Genomic DNA, 16,136 nt, shown 5'->3' with positions numbered 1-16,136 from the left:
CCTATGCTTGAGGACATTTCCCCCGGCGCGAAGGCAACTCCCATGTGCGGCCGCTACGTCACCCCCGAAGAGTCGGAAATCGAGCGCTACTGGCATATCGGTTCGCGCAATTCTGGCCGCTGGATTCGCCGGGGCTTCAATGTGGCGCCGACCACCCTCGTGCCCATCCTGCGCGAGAGCGCGGGCGGGCAACTGGAGCTGCTGCCTGCGCGCTGGGGCCTGATCCCCTTCTGGTGGAAGGAAGAAACGCCGCCGCGCTTCTCCTTCAACGCCCGCAGTGAAGAAGCGGCCAGCAAGCCCATGTGGCGCCAGGCCCTGCACAGCACCCGCTGCCTGATGCCCGCCGTGGGCTGGTACGAGTGGAACGAACGCGAAAGCGTGCGCAACGCCGCCGGCCGCCTGGTACACCAGCCGTACTACATCCACCCCACCGACGACGAACTGCTGGCCTTCGCCGGGCTCTGGTCGGTGTGGCAAAGCCCGAGCGGGGAAGAAGTGCTGTCCTGCGCCATGCTGACCCGCGCCGCCACGCCCGCCCTCGAAGCCATCCACACCCGCATGCCAGTGGTACTCGGGCGCGAGCAGCAGGAAGCCTGGCTGGCGCCGCAACTGTCGCCGAAGGAAGTCGCGGCCCTTGTGGATAAAGCCGGGCCGGCGCTCGTGGGGCATCGGGTCAGCTTGTTGGTGAATAGGCAGGAGAACGATGCGGCGGAGTTGATAGAACCGTTGCCGGGCTGAGTTCGTGCGGCCGCTTTTTCGTAGGCAATGCAAAAGGGGTTAGCTTTCGCTAACCCCTTTCTGAAGATGGTCGCTACACCGGGCCTTGAACCTGGGACATCAGCATTATGAATCGCATGGAGTCTCCGTCGCTGTCCCTCAGAACCCCATATTTCGGTGCTCTTAGAGTGGCTGAGGCCTAGTTGAACCCTACTGCTACTTTCTAGGCCATCAATGTAGTCACCCTCTCGAAGACCTGATCCGGCTCCGCAGTTCTGCGCAAATTATGAACAGTATTTCTGTCAGTCCCCCAACTCCCAGATAAGTCGTCACGGCGGCTCTCCAACCGTGACCTCCAATCAACAGATAGCCCGCAGCAAGCGCAAAAAGAATCAGGTTGTAGGTCAGGCCCCTGCTTGAGAAGTAGATGTACTTCCGAAAGAACAGCACGGCGAACAGCACTCGAATCACCGCAACGGTGACGGCAAGCGTGAGCGGTATATCTGGGCTCAGATAGAGGAAGGCAAGGACGGAGAGGACCGCTAGGTCGATATAGCCAGGGAAACCAAGAAATTTACTCATGGGCGCATCCTATCGCGGCACAGATTCTATGAATCTCATGAGTGATCTCTGATGCAGTCAATGATTTGTTTGTTGCGATGCCAAAATGATGGCCTTTTTTAATTGGTGCGATTATGGCAGGATCAGTGCTGAACCTTTCTGACTATGTAGAGGAATGCATGGCTGATTTCACCCGAGTGATGGGAATTGCGACAACTGCAAACGATGTCTTTCTTAAATTGTATCAGAACTCGTGTGTACTTATGGGGTACTCTTATGGACTACCTGGTCCAGGTGGGTGCTTGATGGATTCTGCGTCACTCGATTGCACTCGCTCAGGGTGCCGTATCGTGATCTCAGTTGACGACGCGGATGACCAACGAGTCCATCTTGCAGTCGGGGAAAAGGCAACAGGTAACGTTAGCTCCTATGAAACTCTCACAATCAATACTTTGAGCGTTCCGAAGATTGTTTCCCTAATGGAGAAAAATTTCGCGAAGTGATCGCTCTTGGGGTTTAGCTACTCTCTCCGACAAGTAAGTCGGAGAAGTGGCTTCGATGTTTAGTCGTTGCCTAAACAACATTTAAACTACAAATGTCCTGAGGATGCTCAGGAGTAAGGGTGTAAAAACTCTTTGCTATCTTTTGGGGGGGGTAGTTATGACTGTATTTGTTGCTGGGGTCCATGGTGTAGGTAAGAGCTATCTCTGTAAAAAGTACGCGAGTGCTTCTTTAGTTGTGCATGAAAGTGCGAGTGGACTGATCAGAAAGGAGCGTTCTAAGGAAAATTGGAGTGCTGATAAAAAGGTCGCTGAAATTGATGATAATCAGGCGGCACTTAATGCTGCTGTGCGCAGAATTTTATCTGATGAGAAATTCCTTTTACTCGATGGGCATTTTGTTTTAGTAAACGATAATTCAGAGTTTGTTGCGTTGGATTATTCTGTGTTTCAGGGGCTCGCCATTTCTGGTGTTGTGCTAATTGAGGCAAATGCGTCTATTGTTGCTTCTCGTATGTCGAAGCGCGACTCATTGAAAAGATCTATTGATATTGATTTGTTTTTGAAGGCAGAGAGAGAACAGGCCGAACGGGTCTGCAAAGAGCTGTGTGTTCCCCTTCACGTCCTTCGTCAGCCGGATCTTGAAGTTTTCTCAAGAGTTGTCGCTGGGCTGTTTGAAGTTGAGAGCAATAGGCAGTAGTTAGATTTAGACTTCAAATCCAAGATTTGCCCGTATGACTAGATTTCTGAGATTGGTTTTAATCTCGAATATTGATTGTGGGGGATGGGCGCCGAAAATACTCATTTCTTTTAGTTCGCTAATGCCAACAGGCGGCTCTATATAGCCTACAAGCAAATAGTTTATTACTTTTATGGGGTCTTCTTCTGTTGCGCCCCAACTCTCAATTTCGCTTTCGCTATATACGGACCTCCCTCCGGCAAGTGTCATCAGTTGCTTTGTTGAGCTTGCACTTGCGATTTCTTCCAATATCCCAACAGCCGCTATGACTTGGGAAGGATCGTGCTTGGATTTTCCTTTATAAAAGAATAGGATTGATCCTGGTTCGCCGAGATTCGATTTTGCTCTGCAAAGATATACCTTGCGAATTGTGTTTCCAGGCCGCTGCGGGCCACCAGTCATGCCGGCGCTCTCGAATAGGTCCGCTTGAGGTCGGAATTTAAGATCGGGATATAGGGTATCGTGATACTCCTCTTTAATCGGTATCCCGAAGGCTCTTACTTTGGAGTCCGTGACAAAGCGTGGGTAGTTAATTCGGGCTGTAGTGAAAAGTGATTGGCCTGGTTGGCGATCAAGTCTCTTTGTAGAGAAAGTTTTTTCGTATATTAGCTCGCCATCTGGTTTAGTCCCAGTATGCTGGAAGCCGTAGTATTCAAGAAGGTCAATTAGCGATGTCTGTGTTTTGTATGTTGTAACATACACAAGATCATATTTGTTCTTCTGAGCGAACCAGAAAACTTTCTTAAGAAGTAGTTCGCCAAGCTTGAATCCCCTGCTTTCGGGGCGAACCTTGAATGTGCAGATTTTAAGAATTTTTTCCGCAGGAGTAAGAGCGTCGGTGTTATCCGAAGTTTCGTCCTTTCTTACAATTAGTCCTGCGATGTCCTTGCTGTTGTAGTCGGCGACTATCCAGCATGGCCGATGTTCGCGTACACATTTTTCTTTCCACCATTGATCGAAAGGGGCGTAGTCCTCTCTCAGACTATCGAATATCGTATCAGTTAGGGGAATGGTGTGTGCCGCAACTTCCTCGACAAAACGTACAGGGCTCTCTTTCGGCTCAAAGGTGGTTTGAAGTAGTTCGACTGCATCGGCAATGAGAAGGACGCGGCGACCAAGCTCTGACGAGTGTTTTCTTGCCCTGTCGTGAAGACCTCGATCTTGCGTTACAAGGAAGTCTGCCGCTCCTATATGCAGTGCGTGAAGGAGGGTCACATCAACTACATCATTGGGCTTGCGAATTGAGCCAAATTCTTCACCTAGCGAATTGGCATCAAATCCGCGAACCTTCGCAAGATAGGTGAATTTGGCTAATTTGCTTTCGGATATTTTCCGGCGTTCGGAATTCTTATCGCGGGCAATATCATCCTTTGCGGCTTCATGAATGTATACGTCAACTTTATTCTTTGTGGCTAGTTGTATGAATGCTGCAAAAGCTGGTTGAACAGTTTTATTGTCTTCTAGGCCAATTATTATGTTTGTGTCAATTAGATATATTTGTCTGCTCATCCATGAGGGCTCTGCGCATTTCCTGCTTGGCATAAATGAACGATTGAGGTGGGGTGAAGTTAAATCGTTCTCTCAATACTTCAAGATTGATTGGTGTTTCAAAGGTTTTTGCGTTCATAAGTTCAAGTGCAAAGCCTTCGGATAGGCCTTTGAAATACTCTTCGAAATCATTCTTTTTAATGAAGGCGCATTTTGAGTATCTGGCCCAAATGTTTTTTATTGGAAGCTTGATGATTTCAGATATTTCGGCTGATCCTACAATGGCTCTCACCGGAGATGTAGAGTAAATGTAGACTTTCGTGCCTCTGGCAGTTGAAAGCGGAAATCTCCGGCGTAATTCAACAGTCTTTTTCCCAGCTAGGATTTTCTCTGAGTACTGTGGATGAATGCTGAGTATTAGATCCTTTGATGCTTCTAAGGTCAGTTCGTCGCTGCTAAAAATTGGCAGCACTAGTTGACGGGAGGAGTGCTCGTCTAGCTGAAGTTCCTCACGAAGTCGTGTTGAAACCGCGCTATCTGCATTGAATGCGGCTTCTATGCGTAGAGAGGCTCCGAGAGCTTCCACATACTTCTTCAAGGAAGAAATCTGTACATCGCCTCTAGCCTCAATTTTTGAAATGGCAGCTTGGCCTATGCCCAGCCGTTCTGCCATTTGAAGCTGAGTATAACCAACGGCTTCCCGGAGGCTTTTGAGGGATCGCCCGACGACCCTGCCGGCGTCAATATCTTTGTCATAGACAGCAGCGACCACTTGAGCTTTTTGATTCATTCCTATCTCCCTGTGCGCTGCGCACCTTATCAATAGCGAATATTCCATTCAAGGAATATTCGCTTTCGATGACCGGCGGATAGACCCCGCGTCGGGCTTCTGCCGATTCGCGCTTTATCAGATCCTTTACCCTTCCTCTCGGGCGTACCAGCGCCTAGCTACTCTCTTGGTAATCGCTATCCGACGCTCTGATCGGGCAAGTTTCGATTGGTTTCGTCGTATTCAGGGCTTGTCTGACCTGACTCAGGAGCAATCTGGCCGCTTACAAGCCAAAGGGCGTAATGCGGAAGGATCTTAACCATCGACTCTATGTCGTCTTCGTTTGCTCGACGTCCACCCTTCCTTAACGCGTACCACTTCTCACGATCAATACCGCTGAGCTCTTCCAGCTTCTTGGCTGTGAGTTTCTTATATTCCCAAATAGCGACTATACGCTCTCTGATCATTCTTTTTTCATCTAAAAAATTGGCAAATAATACTAGGAAAATAAATCCTCATTCCTATAATCGGTTTTATATAGCTGGTAAATAATGCCATTTGAAGATCTTGATGTGCTCCGATTATAGGTCAAATGCTATGGAAGAGTCTGGAATAGTGGGGTTCACCGTCACCGGGGCTGCCGAGAAGGTCACCGACTTCCGTACCGCGCCGTTCTGCTCTCAGGTCGGGTTCGCGCAAATGCTCGGCATGGAAGAGATCACCGAGGACGTGGTGCGTGGTTGGGTAGAGACGAAGACCGTCCCCACCTTGAAGATCGGCCGCCGCCGCGTCATCAACCTCCACCGCATCCGCCGTGACCTGGAGCGGGGCAAGTCGATCTTCAGCCAGGGCGATTACGAGGATGAGTGAGGCAGAGGGTTGGCTTGCGCCGGTGCAGTTGGGGTTATCCGCTTGGGGGCGTCGTTCGCATCCCTTCCTTTATAGAAGGCACGACTGCGGTTGCGTCGATACGTCGCGCCGCTGCGCGAGGTTGGCGATCGAGCTGTATCAGCCGAGCGCGGGTCGAGAAGGAGAGGGCGCATGACCCAGCTGAGCCCGTTGCCCGCTTTCCCCTTGTCCGAGGCGGAGCTGGAGGCGGCGGTCGGTGCCTTGATCGGCCGGCTGGTGCTGCTGCTGTCGCGCTTCGAGCTGAACCTCGACCTCTGCCTGGGCCGCCTGGCCGGTACGGGCGAGGCGGCGCTGCTGGGGCCGCTGGTCGAGCAGCTGACGCTGAAGGCCAAGATGGATGCGTTGCGGGCGATGGTCGCCCAGCGCTGCGCCGACGATGAGGCCTGCCTGCGCGAGTTCAACGCCTGGTACGGGCGCATGGACCGCATCCGCGCCCGGCGCAACGCCTTCATCCACGGCGGCTGGGCCTTCAACTACTTCAGCCAGGAAGTCAGCAACCTGGCCCCCGGCCTGCCCGGCGCCATTACCCGCAAGGAAACCCGCTACAGCCTGCCGGCCCTGGAAGAGGAAGTGGCCACGGCAGAAGCGGCGGCGCGGGAGTTTGGTGAGTTGCGTAGGCGGTGGGGATTCTAGGAAGCACATACTCGTTGGGCAGCTTTTCAAGTGCGACAGCGAGGTGCTCGCTCCTCTTGGATAACACGCGTATGCTTTCGATGATTTCATTGATTGCACTGGAGGCACCCATGGCCAGCATCACCATTCGAAACCTGGACGAAGACCTCAAGGCCAAACTCCGCGTGGTCGCAGCCAGCCACGGCCGCTCGATGGAGGAAGAGGTGCGGGTGATTCTCGCCCAGGCTCTCTCCAGGGACGTAAAGCGAGGTGGCTTGGGTAGCCGGATTCATGCGCGCTTCGCGTCTATGGGCGGCGCCGATATCGAGATACCGGCTCGCACGACCAAGGCTCGTGCGGCGGACTTCGACGAATGATCCTGCTCGACACCAATGTTCTTTCGGAACTGATGCGCGCCAAGCCGGACCCCGCGGTGGTTGCCTGGATCGATGCGCAACCTGTGGATGACCTACACATAAGCGCGATCACCGTGGCAGAGATTCTCTACGGCATTGCCCGGATGCCCGATGGGAAGCGTAAGCAGGCCCTGCATGACTTGGCCCTCGTGATGTTCGAGGAAGACTTCGCCGGCAACATCCTGCCCTTCGATACCGACGCCGCGGTGCACTATGCCGAACTGGTGGCGGAGAGTGAGTCCAGGGGAAAACTCGCCGATATGGCGGACGGACAGATTGCGGCGATTGCCCGGCTGCACGGCGCACAAATCGCTACGCGGAATGTTCGCCACTTCGAGCACTTCGGGGTTTCGCTGACAGATCCGTGGAAGGACTGACAATCAACCAGCAGGGAGGCTGGATGCCATGAAAATGGCTGCGCTGATAGTGCTAGTGGGGATACCGATGTTTCTGGAGGCGATATCCACCTACAACTTTTGCCAGAAGGCGAGAGGCCGGCCGGTTAGGCGTTTCTTCTCCTGGATGGAGCGCCTGGCGATTGCGCTGGCCGCGCTGCTGATGGCCCTGATTGTCTACACGATGCTCTGAGGCTGCCAGGCAACTGGCGGTCAGACCGTGTTTTCAACAGGCAAAAAGAAAAGGGGTTAGCTTTCGCTAACCCCTTTCTAGATATGGTGGCTACACCGGGACTTGAACCTGGGACATCAGCATTATGAATGCTGCGCTCTAACCGACTGAGCTATGTAGCCGAGTGGCGCGCATTTTCCGCATGTCGCTGGGGGATGTCAACCCCTGGCCTACGATAATTTTCTGATCTTTCAACCGTTTAGCGGGAAAGTGCCGATAGCGCTGTCCGATGGGTGTGCGCATCGGTTTGGGCATGCGCTTCGAGCCGGGGAGGGGGGCGGCGTTGGTCGCCGGCGCATGCCATCTATTCCAGCTCGAACACTTCCATCAGCTCTTCCAGGAAGGCGCTTACCAGCTCGCCTGGCCGGGCGGAGCGGCGCATGGCGGCCTGGAAGTCGACTTCGTAGCGCAGCTGGTCGGGGTTCAGCGCGCGCAGTTGTTCCTGTTCGACGTGCTTGGTCGCGTAGTGCTGCGGCAGGAAGCCCAGGTGCTGGCCGGAGAGGATCAGCAGGGCAGCGCCGTCCATGCTGTCGGTGAGCGCGGTTAGGTTTTCCAGCGCTGTGGGGGCGGGCATTTCCGGCAGCGGGTGGCTGGGCCAGACCCATTCGTGTTCGGCCACGTCTTCGCTGCTCAGCCCGCCGGCTTGCGGGTACAGCGGGTGGGCGGCGCCGCAGTAGGCAATCTGGGTTTCGCGGAACAGCGGGAGGTAGTCGATGGTGTCGAGGCGGTGCCAGAAGTAGCCGATGGCGAGGTCGAGGTGGCCGTTGATGAGCTTTTCCTCGAGGAAGGTCGAGGACAGTTCGGTGAACTGGAAGTACAGGCCGCGGTGACGGGCGCGCAGGCGGGCGATGGCCAGGGCGATGCGCTTGTTGGCCTGCGGGTCGATCTGCCCGAGCAGGCCGATGTTGAGGGTGCCGCCGAGGGTGCGGTTGATCTGTTGCACCTCGACGCGAAAGCCTTCGGCGGCGGCCAGCAGGCGCCGTGCCGCGTCGACGAACTGGCTGCCCTTGGGCGTCAGGGCGAAGCCGGCGCGGCCGCGCTGGCAGAGGCGAAAGCCCAGGCGGGTTTCCAGCGAGGCCAGTTGCGCGCTGATGGTCGGCTGGGTGGTGTTGAGCGTGCCCTGGGCGGCGGATATGCCGCCGGCCTCGACCACCGCGAGAAACACGCGGATCAGGCGGATATCCAGTTCCGATACGTTGCCCAGCATCGTTGACCTCGGGGCGACTCATATAGGTCGCAATCTATGTGAACAGTGGGTGGCCGGTATTTTATGGCCTGTCACCTGGGCCTAGATTCCGTCTTCGACGGCATCGGCTTGCGCAGGCAGGGACGCGGGAAGTAGCTGTCACCGGCGGCTCATGATAGGCCGCGGGCTCAGGCGGGCGCCATCGTCCGCCGCCACGAGCACCTTGCGCAACATAGATGGATTCGATGTTTAAGCAGCCGTATCGAACCCGCCACAAGAACAAGATCGCGCAGAGCAGGAGCGTCCCCATGTCTGGGTCCAGCCATTCCGCCCGCACCGCCGAAACCGGCGCCGGGCTGGCCATCGAAGGCCATTCCATCGACTACATCCCCGAGTCCGAGCGCCACGCCCGGCTCTCCAGCCAGGGGCCGTTCTGGTTCCTCGGCAACTTCCACTTCTTCACCATTTCCATCGGCTTCGTCGGCCCGAGCCTGGGCCTGTCCGCCCTGTGGACAACCCTGGCCGGCGCGCTGGGCATCATGTTCGGCACCCTGTTCATGGCCTTCCACGGCTCGCAGGGGCCGGAGATGGGCCTGCCGCAGATGATCCAGTCGCGCGCCCAGTTCGGCTATCGCGGGGTGGTGCTGGCGTTGCTGGCGACGCTGTTCGTGTTCGTCGGCTTCAACGTGGTGAACGTCTCGCTGATCATGGACGGCCTGCGCAACGTCTTCGGCCTCGAGCCGATCCCGGTGGCCTGCGCGGTGATCGCCGTGGGCGCGCTGCTGTCGATCTACGGCCACGACCTGATGCACAAGGCGTTCAAGTGGGCGCTGATGCTGACCCTGCCGCTCTACACGCTGGTGACGGTCGCGCTGATGTTCGGTGCCGGGCAGGCCGATGCGCCAGCCGCGCCGGCGAGCACCCTGGGCTTCAGCTGGGTCGCCTTCGCCACCCAGTTCGCCATCGCCGCGAGCTACAACATTTCCTACGCGCCCTATGTGTCGGACTACTCGCGCTACCTGCCCAAGCACACCAGCCGCGCCAAGCTGATCGCCGCGGTGTTCCTCGGTGCTTCGCTGTCCGGCGCCTGGATGATCGGCCTGGGCGCCTGGCTGGCGCAGCTGCTGCAGGCTTCCGACGCCCTGGTGGCGCTCGACCGCGTGGGTTCCTCGCTGCTGCCGGGCCTGGGCCATGTGCTGGTGCTGGTGTCGGTGGCTGGCTTCCTGCCGGTGATCGCGCTCAACACCTACAGCGCCATGCTGACCTTGCTAACCGGCGTCGATTCGGTGCGCCGCATCAACCCCACGCCGCGTGCGCGGGTGCTGTCGATCCTGGTCATCACCCTGGTGCTGCTGGGCTGCGTGCTGTCGATCCGCGGCAACGGCATTTCCATCCTCAACACCTTCCTGGTGCTGATGCTGTATTTCCTGGTGCCCTGGACCGCGGTGAACCTGGTGGACTACTTCGGCGTGCGCAAGGGTCGCTATGCGATCCCGCACTTCTTCACGCCCAAGGGCATCTACGGCGCCTGGCAGCTGCGTGGCATCGTCTCGTACGTGGTGGGTTTCGTCTGCATGGTCCCGTTCTTCTACATCTTCGATGCCGCCGCCGGTAAGGAAGTGTTCGTCGGCCCCGTGGCGCGGATGCTCGACGGCGTGGACATCGCCTGGCTGGTGGGCCTGCTGGTTTCGGGCCTGACCTACTACGTGCTCAGCCGCTCGCTGGACCTGGAGGCGGAGCGCCGCGTGGTCGACGCCATCAGCGAGCGCGACATCCTCGCCATGGCCCGCCAGGGCGGCGAGCAGCCTTGAACCCGTTGGCAATGGATCAACCCATGAGCGTTTCCAGACCTGTCACCGTGGCCTGCTGCCAGCTGGCGCCCAGCGTCGGCGACCTGGCCCACAACCGCCGCATCACCGAGCGAGCGATCCGCGACGCGGCACTGCGTGGTGCGCAGGTGGTGGTGCTGCCGGAGCTGGCGCAGAGCGGCTACGTCTTCCATGACCTGACCGAGGCGCTGGCGCTGTCCGAAACGCAGGAGGGCCCGACCCTCGAGCTCTGGCAGGCGCTGGCGCGGGAGCTGGATATCGTCATCGTCGGCGGCTTCTGCGAGCGTCTGGACGGCGAGCGTGTGGCCAACAGCGCGGCGCTGGTGGATGCCAGCGGCGTGCGGGCGATCTACCGCAAGGCGCACCTGTGGGATGGCGAGAACGCCATCTTCACCGCCGGCAGCGAGGCGCCGCCGGTGGTGGAGACGGTCTTCGGGCGGCTCGCGGTGATGATCTGCTACGACCTGGAGTTTCCCGAGTGGGTGCGGCTGCCGGCGCTCGCCGGCGCCGAGCTGCTTTGCGCGCCGGTCAACTGGCCCTGGGGGCCGCGCCCGGCGCTGGAGCGTCCGGCGGAAGTGGTGCGTGTGCAGGCCAACGCCTCGATCAACCGCCTGTTCATCGCCGCTTGCGACCGCCACGGCAGCGAGCGCGGGGTGGACTGGGTGCAGGGCTCGGTGATCGTCGATGCCGACGGTTATCCACAAGCCGGCCCGGAGGGGGAGGGTGGCGAGCAGATCCTGCTGGCCACGCTGAACCTGGCGGAGGCGCGCAACAAGCGCATCAGCCGCTACAACCACCTGCACCAGGACCGCCGGCCGAGCCTTTATGACGAAGGCGGATTGCTGGGCTAAGGCACCAGCACTGCCGCGCCCTGGAAGCGCCCGTGGCGCAGGTCGTCCAGGGCCTGGTTGGCCTGCTCCAGCGGGTAGCGGTGGACCTCGGTGCGCACGCCCGCTTGTGCGGCGATGGGGAAGAAGTCGAGGCCGTCCTGGCGGGTGAGGTTGGCCACCGAGACGACCTCGCGCTCGCCCCACAGGATGGCGTAGGGGAAGCTCGGGATGTCGCTCATGTGGATGCCGGCGCAGACCACCCGGCCACCCCTGCGCACGGCGCGCAGCGCGGCGGGCACCAGTTCGCCGGCTGGGGCGTAGATGATCGCCGCATCCAATGGCTGCGGCGGCAACTGGTCGGATGGGCCGGCCCAGGCGGCGCCCAGCGACCGGGCGAAGGCTTCGGCGGCGCGGTCACCGGGCCGGCTGAAGGCATACACCTCGCGCCCTTGCCAGCGCGCTACCTGCAAAACGATATGCGCCGCCGCGCCGAAGCCGTACAGGCCGAGGCGTTGGCCGTCGCCCGCCTTGACCAGCGATCGCCAGCCGATCAGCCCGGCACAGAGCAGGGGAGCCAGGTCGGCGTCGTCTCCGGCATTACCCAGGGCGAAGGTGTAGCGCGCGTCGGCCACCACGTATTCGGCGTAGCCGCCGGGCCGGGTGTAGCCGGTGAACTGCGGCGCGTCGCAGAGGTTTTCCCGCGCATGGATGCAGTGCGAGCAGTGGCCGCAGGTGTGCCCCAGCCAGGGCACGCCGACCCGCTGTCCCAGGGTGAAACCCTCGACCCCAGTACCAAGAGCATCGACGTAGCCGACGATCTCGTGGCCCGGAATGATCGGCAGCGGCGCCCGCGGCAACTCGCCGTCGACGACGTGCAGATCGGTGCGGCAAACCCCGCAAGCTGCCACGCGAACCCGCAGTTCGCCGGGGCCGGGTTCCGGCATCGGCTGCTCGCGCAGTTGCAGCGGCTGGCCGACCTGTTCGAGCAGCATGGCGCGCATGGAGCACCTCCGGTTCAGGGAGCGGGTTCGGTTCAGCGTAGCCAGCGGCGGCCGGCGCTGGGTTGTCCGGCATCAATCCGCAGGTCTGGCCTGCAAGCGAGGTGGCTGATGGGGCGTCATTCGATCACGACGTAGGTATGCAGTCGCGTACGACCATCGCTTCCGATCCGGCGGTAGATGCCCTGGATCTCGTTTTCGAAGCCCGGAAACAGGTTGCCGGCCTCCTCGAACATGCGGAAATAGTCGAGCATCGGCTGGGCGCGCCCATCGTAGCGCTCGCCTGGCACGACCACGCCGATGCCCGGTGGATAGACCAGCGCCAGCGTCGCCGCGATGCGCCCGGCGACCTGGTCGATGGGCAGCAGCTCGACGTCGTTGCGCACGAGTGCGTGCATCGCTTCCTGCGGCAGCATTGCGGGCTCGGGGAAATGCTCCGCTTCGAACGGCTGGCGTTGCAGCCGGCTCACGTCCCATTGACGGTAGAACGCGTGCATCTGAGCGCACAGGTCGCGCAGGCCCATGCCCGCATAGCGATCGTGATGCGCGGCGACGAACGCGGGGAGCGCGTCGTCGAGCAGCGCGTTGTCGTCGTGCAACTGCTTGAAGCGCACGAGTGCGGAGAGCAACGTGCCCGCCTTCGATGATTCGAGCCCTGGCGTGAGCGGGAACAGGATGCTGTTCAGGTCGTTCTTCTCCGGCACGATCCGGCATTCGCGCAGGAATTGCGCGAGCACCGACGCAGGGACGCCGTGGTTGGCGTATTTACCGGTCGCGCGGTCGAAGCCGGGCGTCAGCAGCGTCATCTTGTTCGGATCGGTCATCGCGTAGCCGGGCGCCAGCGTGCCGAAGCCGTGCCAGGTTTCGCCTGGCGCCAGTTCCCAGTAGCGCGGGTCTGACGCGAGTTCGTCGGTGGGCACGTCCTCCCAGCGCCGCAGCGCACCCGCTGCGCCGGGCGCTGCAGGCACGAGCGTCGGCACGAACGGCTCGAAGAACCAGCGCCGTGCCGGGTCGGTCTGCGTCGCCTCGTACTCGTCGCGCAGCGCCCGGATCTTCTTGCGCAGCTCGATGCCCAGGCGAATCGTGTCGTCCCACAGCACCTCGCCGGAGCGTCCGCGCATCATCTGTGCCCCGACGTCGAGGGAGGCGAAGAGCGGATAGAAAGGTGACGTCGAGGCGTGCTGCAGGAACATTTCGTTGAAGCGCCGGTGGCTGACCTGGCGGCGCTGGCCGTCGAGGTGGGCGTCCTTCACGTGGATCTGGGAGGCCTGCGAGAAGCCGGCCAGCTGCTTGTGCGTCGACTGCGTCGCAATAAGGCCGGGGGCGCTGGCGTCCAGCCCTTCGACGCCCATCGCGAAGCGTCCGCGATAGATCGGGTGAAACTTCATGAAGCCGGCCCATGCCTCGTCGAAGAGCATGTATTCGCACAGCGGGCCGAGCTTTTCGACGAGTTGCTGCGCGCTGTAAATCGTGCCGTCGTAGGTGCACTGCTCGATTACCGCCACGCGGAAAGGCTTCTCCTTGCGCCATGCCTCCGGGTCTTTCACGAGGGGATGGTTGCGGATCGCTTCGCGGATGCGCGTTTCGTCGAGTGCCGCGAAGTCGATCGGGCCGATGAGCCCGTGCGCGTTGCGCGTGGTCGGTAGATACACCGGGAGGCCGCCGCCGAGCAGCAGCGCGCCGTGGTGTGCGGCCTTGTGGTTGTTGCGGTCGAACAGCACCAGGTCACCCGGCGCGACGAGCGCGGTCAGCGCGATCTTGTTCGAGGTGGACGTGCCATTGAGCACGAAGTAGGTCCTCTCGGCGCCGAAGATGCGCGCGGCTGCTTGTTGTGCGGCGAGCGCCGGCCCTTCGTGCACGAGCAGATCGCCGAGCTCGAGCACCGAGTTGTCGAGGTCGTTGCGGAACACCGCTTCGCCGAAATGCTTGACGAAGGCCCGGCCGACCGGGCTCTTCTGGTAGAACACGCCACCGTTGTGGCCGGGGCAGGTCCACATCTGGTTCGCTTGGTCCGCGTAGTCGACCATGGCGCCGAAGAACGGCGTCTTCAGCGACTCGGCATAGTTGCGCAGGTGGCTCGCGAGATTGCGTGCGACGAACTCCGGGGTGTCTTCCTCGATGAACACGTAGCCGCTCACCTGTCCGAGCACCTGCACCGGGATTTCGTCGAGCCGGTGGCGCTCGGCGAGGATGAAGATCGGCACCTCGAGGCCGCGCTCGCGCACGAACTGCACGAACGCCTCGACTTCGTTCTCCGGCTCCGACATCGACCACTCGACGACGATGCAGCCGATCGCCGCATCCGCGCGTACCGCCGAGCAGGCATCGGCGGTCGTCTCCATGAAAGAGACGCCATAGCCGAGGCGGATCAGTTCGTCGGCGACCTGGCCGAGCCGGGTCGAGGAAAAGCTGCGCGGCTCGCTGGTCGAGCTGCACAACAGGAAGTCGAACATCCGATCGAAAGACATGACGCATCCCCGGCATGAAGTGGAGCGGGGCCGGCAAGGTCTGTCGGGCACCCGCGGGGACTACCGTTCAATCAACGGGCACCATGCCTTTCGCGAACTGCACGAGCACGGCAACGAGCCCTGCCACCGCCGCGCGCTCGCCGGCGATGCTGTGTGTCTTCAGATAGCTAAGCACCGGTCCGACGGCGGTACCCGCGTTTTCGTCGGGGCCCGGAGCGGGACGGTTCTGCTGCGAAAGGCCGAAGACCCTGTGGCCGACAGGCGGCATCGGGAGCGCGTTGCCGCCGGTTGGCCGAGCGGCTGCAAAAGAAAACCCCCTTGAGGCGGCTGCGCTCAAGGGGGTTCGGGTGCGGCTGGATCCGAGGGGACGTGCCGAGGCTTAGACGTTGAAGCGGAAGTGCATCACGTCGCCGTCCTTGACGATGTAGTCCTTGCCTTCCAGGCGCCATTTACCGGCTTCCTTGGCACCCTGTTCGCCCTTGAACTGGATGAAGTCGTCGTAGGCGACCACTTCGGCGCGGATGAAGCCTTTCTCGAAGTCGGTGTGGATCACGGCCGCGGCTTGCGGGGCGGTGGCGCCGATGCGGACGGTCCAGGCGCGGACTTCCTTCACGCCAGCGGTGAAGTAGGTCTGCAGGTTGAGCAGCTCGTAACCGGCGCGGATCACGCGGTTCAGGCCCGGCTCGTCCATGCCCATGGTCTCGAGGAACATCTGCTTCTCTTCGTCGTCGTCGAGTTCGGCGATTTCGGCTTCGATCTTGTTGCACACCGGCACGACCACGGCGCCTTCTTCGGCGGCGATGGCGCGCACGGCGTCGAGGTGCGGGTTGTTCTCGAAGCCTTCCTCGGCGACGTTGGCGATGTACATCACCGGCTTGCTGGTCAGCAGGTGGAAGCCGCGCACCAGGCGCTTCTCTTCGTCACCCATGTCCTTGACCAGGCTGCGCGCGGGCTTGCCGGCGGTGAAGTGGGCGATGAGTTTTTCCAGCAGGGCTTTCTGTGCGATGGCTTCCTTGTCGCCGCCCTTGGCGTTGCGCGCGACCTTCTGCAGTTGCTTCTCGCAGCTGTCGAGGTCGGCGAAGATCAGTTCGAGATCGATGATCTCGATGTCGCGCTTGGGGTCGACGCTGTTGCTGACGTGGATGACGTTGTCGTCTTCGAAGCAGCGCACCACGTGGGCGATGGCGTCGGTCTCGCGGATGTTGGCGAGGAACTTGTTGCCCAGGCCTTCACCCTTGGAGGCACCCGCCACGAGGCCGGCGATGTCGACGAACTCCATGGTCGTCGGGATCACGCGCTCGGGCTTGACGATCTCGGCCAGGGCGTCGAGGCGTGCGTCGGGCATCGGCACGATGCCGCTGTTCGGCTCGATGGTGCAGAAGGGGAAGTTCTCCGCCGCGATACCCGATTTGGTCAGGGCGTTGAACAGGGTGGATTTGCCGACGTTGGGCAAGCCGACGATGCCGCAGTTGAAGCCCATGTGGTGT

At 60.2% G+C, this 16,136-nt stretch carries 17 protein-coding genes and 1 tRNA gene; 9 read left to right on the top strand and 9 right to left on the bottom strand.

Features of this window, described 5'->3' with window-relative positions; translation table 11 throughout:
* Positions 1-42: 42 nt before the first annotated feature.
* Positions 43-738 carry an SOS response-associated peptidase gene (locus tag ACA097_RS08465; RefSeq protein ID WP_371369734.1) on the top strand — a complete coding sequence of 232 codons (696 nt, stop codon included), beginning with the start codon at positions 43-45 and terminating at the stop codon, positions 736-738.
* 219 nt (positions 739-957) lie between these two features.
* Here ACA097_RS08465 and ACA097_RS08460 read toward each other — a convergent pair whose 3' ends face one another.
* Positions 958-1,299: a hypothetical protein gene (locus tag ACA097_RS08460; protein ID WP_371369732.1), complete on the bottom strand. Its 342-nt coding sequence runs from the start codon at positions 1,297-1,299 to the stop codon at positions 958-960.
* A 639-nt stretch (positions 1,300-1,938) separates the two neighbouring features.
* Between ACA097_RS08460 and ACA097_RS08455 the strand changes: the two genes are divergently transcribed.
* On the top strand, positions 1,939-2,478 hold the full coding sequence (locus ACA097_RS08455) for an ATP-binding protein (protein WP_371369730.1): 540 nt from the start codon (positions 1,939-1,941) through the stop codon (positions 2,476-2,478).
* Positions 2,479-2,484: 6 nt separating this feature from the next.
* On the opposite strand, the gene ACA097_RS08450 is transcribed toward ACA097_RS08455, so the two are convergent.
* Both ACA097_RS08450 and ACA097_RS08445 read right to left on the bottom strand, forming a co-directional pair.
* A complete protein-coding gene (locus ACA097_RS08450) occupies positions 2,485-4,026 on the bottom strand; it encodes a GNAT family N-acetyltransferase (protein ID WP_371369728.1) in 1,542 nt (513 codons plus the stop codon).
* The gene (locus tag ACA097_RS08445; RefSeq protein ID WP_371369726.1) at positions 4,001-4,795 is read right to left on the bottom strand and encodes a helix-turn-helix domain-containing protein; all 795 of its coding nucleotides are present in this window, start codon (positions 4,793-4,795) and stop codon (positions 4,001-4,003) included. Before ACA097_RS08445 ends, ACA097_RS08450 begins: the two co-directional genes overlap by 26 nt.
* Positions 4,796-5,371: 576 nt before the next feature.
* Here ACA097_RS08445 and ACA097_RS08440 point away from each other — a divergent pair.
* The 5 genes from ACA097_RS08440 to ACA097_RS08420 all read left to right on the top strand — a co-directional run bounded on the left by ACA097_RS08440 (position 5,372) and on the right by ACA097_RS08420 (position 7,299).
* Positions 5,372-5,644, top strand: coding sequence for a DNA-binding protein (locus ACA097_RS08440; RefSeq protein WP_371369724.1), 273 nt, complete (start codon positions 5,372-5,374; stop codon positions 5,642-5,644).
* Between the two features lie 171 nt (positions 5,645-5,815).
* The gene (locus ACA097_RS08435) at positions 5,816-6,316 is read left to right on the top strand and encodes a hypothetical protein (protein WP_371369722.1); all 501 of its coding nucleotides are present in this window, start codon (positions 5,816-5,818) and stop codon (positions 6,314-6,316) included.
* A gap of 110 nt (positions 6,317-6,426) precedes the next feature.
* Positions 6,427-6,672, top strand: coding sequence for an Arc family DNA-binding protein (locus ACA097_RS08430; protein WP_371369720.1), 246 nt, complete (start codon positions 6,427-6,429; stop codon positions 6,670-6,672).
* On the top strand, positions 6,669-7,088 hold the full coding sequence (locus ACA097_RS08425; RefSeq protein ID WP_371369718.1) for a type II toxin-antitoxin system VapC family toxin: 420 nt from the start codon (positions 6,669-6,671) through the stop codon (positions 7,086-7,088). Before ACA097_RS08430 ends, ACA097_RS08425 begins: the two co-directional genes overlap by 4 nt.
* Positions 7,089-7,116: 28 nt before the next feature.
* Positions 7,117-7,299 (top strand): hypothetical protein, encoded by a 183-nt coding sequence (locus ACA097_RS08420; protein WP_371369716.1) that lies wholly within the window; start codon positions 7,117-7,119, stop codon positions 7,297-7,299.
* Positions 7,300-7,383: 84 nt separating this feature from the next.
* Here the strand turns inward: ACA097_RS08420 and ACA097_RS08415 are convergent.
* Together ACA097_RS08415 and ACA097_RS08410 are read right to left on the bottom strand one after the other, a co-directional pair.
* Positions 7,384-7,460, bottom strand: a tRNA-Met gene (locus ACA097_RS08415).
* Positions 7,461-7,642: 182 nt separating this feature from the next.
* A complete protein-coding gene (locus ACA097_RS08410; protein ID WP_371369714.1) occupies positions 7,643-8,545 on the bottom strand; it encodes a LysR family transcriptional regulator in 903 nt (300 codons plus the stop codon).
* 287 nt (positions 8,546-8,832) lie between these two features.
* Here ACA097_RS08410 and ACA097_RS08405 point away from each other — a divergent pair, with 287 nt between their 5' ends.
* Positions 8,833-10,335, top strand: a complete 1,503-nt coding sequence (locus ACA097_RS08405; protein ID WP_371369712.1) for a cytosine permease — start codon at positions 8,833-8,835, stop codon at positions 10,333-10,335.
* A 23-nt stretch (positions 10,336-10,358) separates the two neighbouring features.
* Complete coding sequence (locus ACA097_RS08400; RefSeq protein ID WP_371369710.1) at positions 10,359-11,204, top strand: nitrilase family protein; 846 nt, start codon at positions 10,359-10,361, stop codon at positions 11,202-11,204.
* On the opposite strand, the gene ACA097_RS08395 is transcribed toward ACA097_RS08400, so the two are convergent.
* The 4 genes from ACA097_RS08395 to ychF form a co-directional block, all read right to left on the bottom strand.
* Positions 11,201-12,184, bottom strand: a complete 984-nt coding sequence (locus ACA097_RS08395) for a zinc-dependent alcohol dehydrogenase family protein (protein WP_371369708.1) — start codon at positions 12,182-12,184, stop codon at positions 11,201-11,203. The genes ACA097_RS08400 and ACA097_RS08395 overlap by 4 nt on opposite strands.
* 116 nt (positions 12,185-12,300) lie before the next feature.
* On the bottom strand, positions 12,301-14,649 hold the full coding sequence (locus tag ACA097_RS08390) for an Orn/Lys/Arg decarboxylase N-terminal domain-containing protein (protein WP_371369706.1): 2,349 nt from the start codon (positions 14,647-14,649) through the stop codon (positions 12,301-12,303).
* Between the two features lie 67 nt (positions 14,650-14,716).
* A complete protein-coding gene (locus ACA097_RS08385; protein WP_371369704.1) occupies positions 14,717-14,986 on the bottom strand; it encodes a hypothetical protein in 270 nt (89 codons plus the stop codon).
* 42 nt (positions 14,987-15,028) lie between these two features.
* The gene (gene ychF, locus ACA097_RS08380; RefSeq protein ID WP_371369702.1) at positions 15,029-16,129 is read right to left on the bottom strand and encodes a redox-regulated ATPase YchF; all 1,101 of its coding nucleotides are present in this window, start codon (positions 16,127-16,129) and stop codon (positions 15,029-15,031) included.
* Between the last annotated feature and the right edge of the window lie 7 nt (positions 16,130-16,136).

Source organism: Pseudomonas sp. QL9, assembly GCF_041409665.1.
Lineage (GTDB): Bacteria > Pseudomonadota > Gammaproteobacteria > Pseudomonadales > Pseudomonadaceae > Pseudomonas > Pseudomonas knackmussii.
The sequence above is the reverse complement of the archived record's forward strand: the minus strand, read 5'-3'. Positions and strand labels throughout refer to the sequence as shown.

What these genes read in the sequence shown, in the direction of transcription:
- ACA097_RS08430 (WP_371369720.1), top strand. Translation starts at nt 6,427, where the DNA reads ATGGCCAGCATCACCATTCGAAACCTGGACGAAGACCTCAAGGCCAAA.
- ACA097_RS08440 (WP_371369724.1), top strand. Translation starts at nt 5,372, where the DNA reads ATGGAAGAGTCTGGAATAGTGGGGTTCACCGTCACCGGGGCTGCCGAG.
- ACA097_RS08405 (WP_371369712.1), top strand. Translation starts at nt 8,833, where the DNA reads ATGTCTGGGTCCAGCCATTCCGCCCGCACCGCCGAAACCGGCGCCGGG.
- ychF (WP_371369702.1), bottom strand. Translation starts at nt 16,129, where the DNA reads ATGGGCTTCAACTGCGGCATCGTCGGCTTGCCCAACGTCGGCAAATCC.
- ACA097_RS08445 (WP_371369726.1), bottom strand. Translation starts at nt 4,795, where the DNA reads ATGAATCAAAAAGCTCAAGTGGTCGCTGCTGTCTATGACAAAGATATT.
- ACA097_RS08395 (WP_371369708.1), bottom strand. Translation starts at nt 12,184, where the DNA reads ATGCGCGCCATGCTGCTCGAACAGGTCGGCCAGCCGCTGCAACTGCGC.
- ACA097_RS08425 (WP_371369718.1), top strand. Translation starts at nt 6,669, where the DNA reads ATGATCCTGCTCGACACCAATGTTCTTTCGGAACTGATGCGCGCCAAG.
- ACA097_RS08455 (WP_371369730.1), top strand. Translation starts at nt 1,939, where the DNA reads ATGACTGTATTTGTTGCTGGGGTCCATGGTGTAGGTAAGAGCTATCTC.
- ACA097_RS08390 (WP_371369706.1), bottom strand. Translation starts at nt 14,649, where the DNA reads ATGTCTTTCGATCGGATGTTCGACTTCCTGTTGTGCAGCTCGACCAGC.
- ACA097_RS08435 (WP_371369722.1), top strand. Translation starts at nt 5,816, where the DNA reads ATGACCCAGCTGAGCCCGTTGCCCGCTTTCCCCTTGTCCGAGGCGGAG.
- ACA097_RS08410 (WP_371369714.1), bottom strand. Translation starts at nt 8,545, where the DNA reads ATGCTGGGCAACGTATCGGAACTGGATATCCGCCTGATCCGCGTGTTT.
- ACA097_RS08420 (WP_371369716.1), top strand. Translation starts at nt 7,117, where the DNA reads ATGAAAATGGCTGCGCTGATAGTGCTAGTGGGGATACCGATGTTTCTG.
- ACA097_RS08460 (WP_371369732.1), bottom strand. Translation starts at nt 1,299, where the DNA reads ATGAGTAAATTTCTTGGTTTCCCTGGCTATATCGACCTAGCGGTCCTC.
- ACA097_RS08465 (WP_371369734.1), top strand. Translation starts at nt 43, where the DNA reads ATGTGCGGCCGCTACGTCACCCCCGAAGAGTCGGAAATCGAGCGCTAC.
- ACA097_RS08450 (WP_371369728.1), bottom strand. Translation starts at nt 4,026, where the DNA reads ATGAGCAGACAAATATATCTAATTGACACAAACATAATAATTGGCCTA.
- ACA097_RS08400 (WP_371369710.1), top strand. Translation starts at nt 10,359, where the DNA reads ATGAGCGTTTCCAGACCTGTCACCGTGGCCTGCTGCCAGCTGGCGCCC.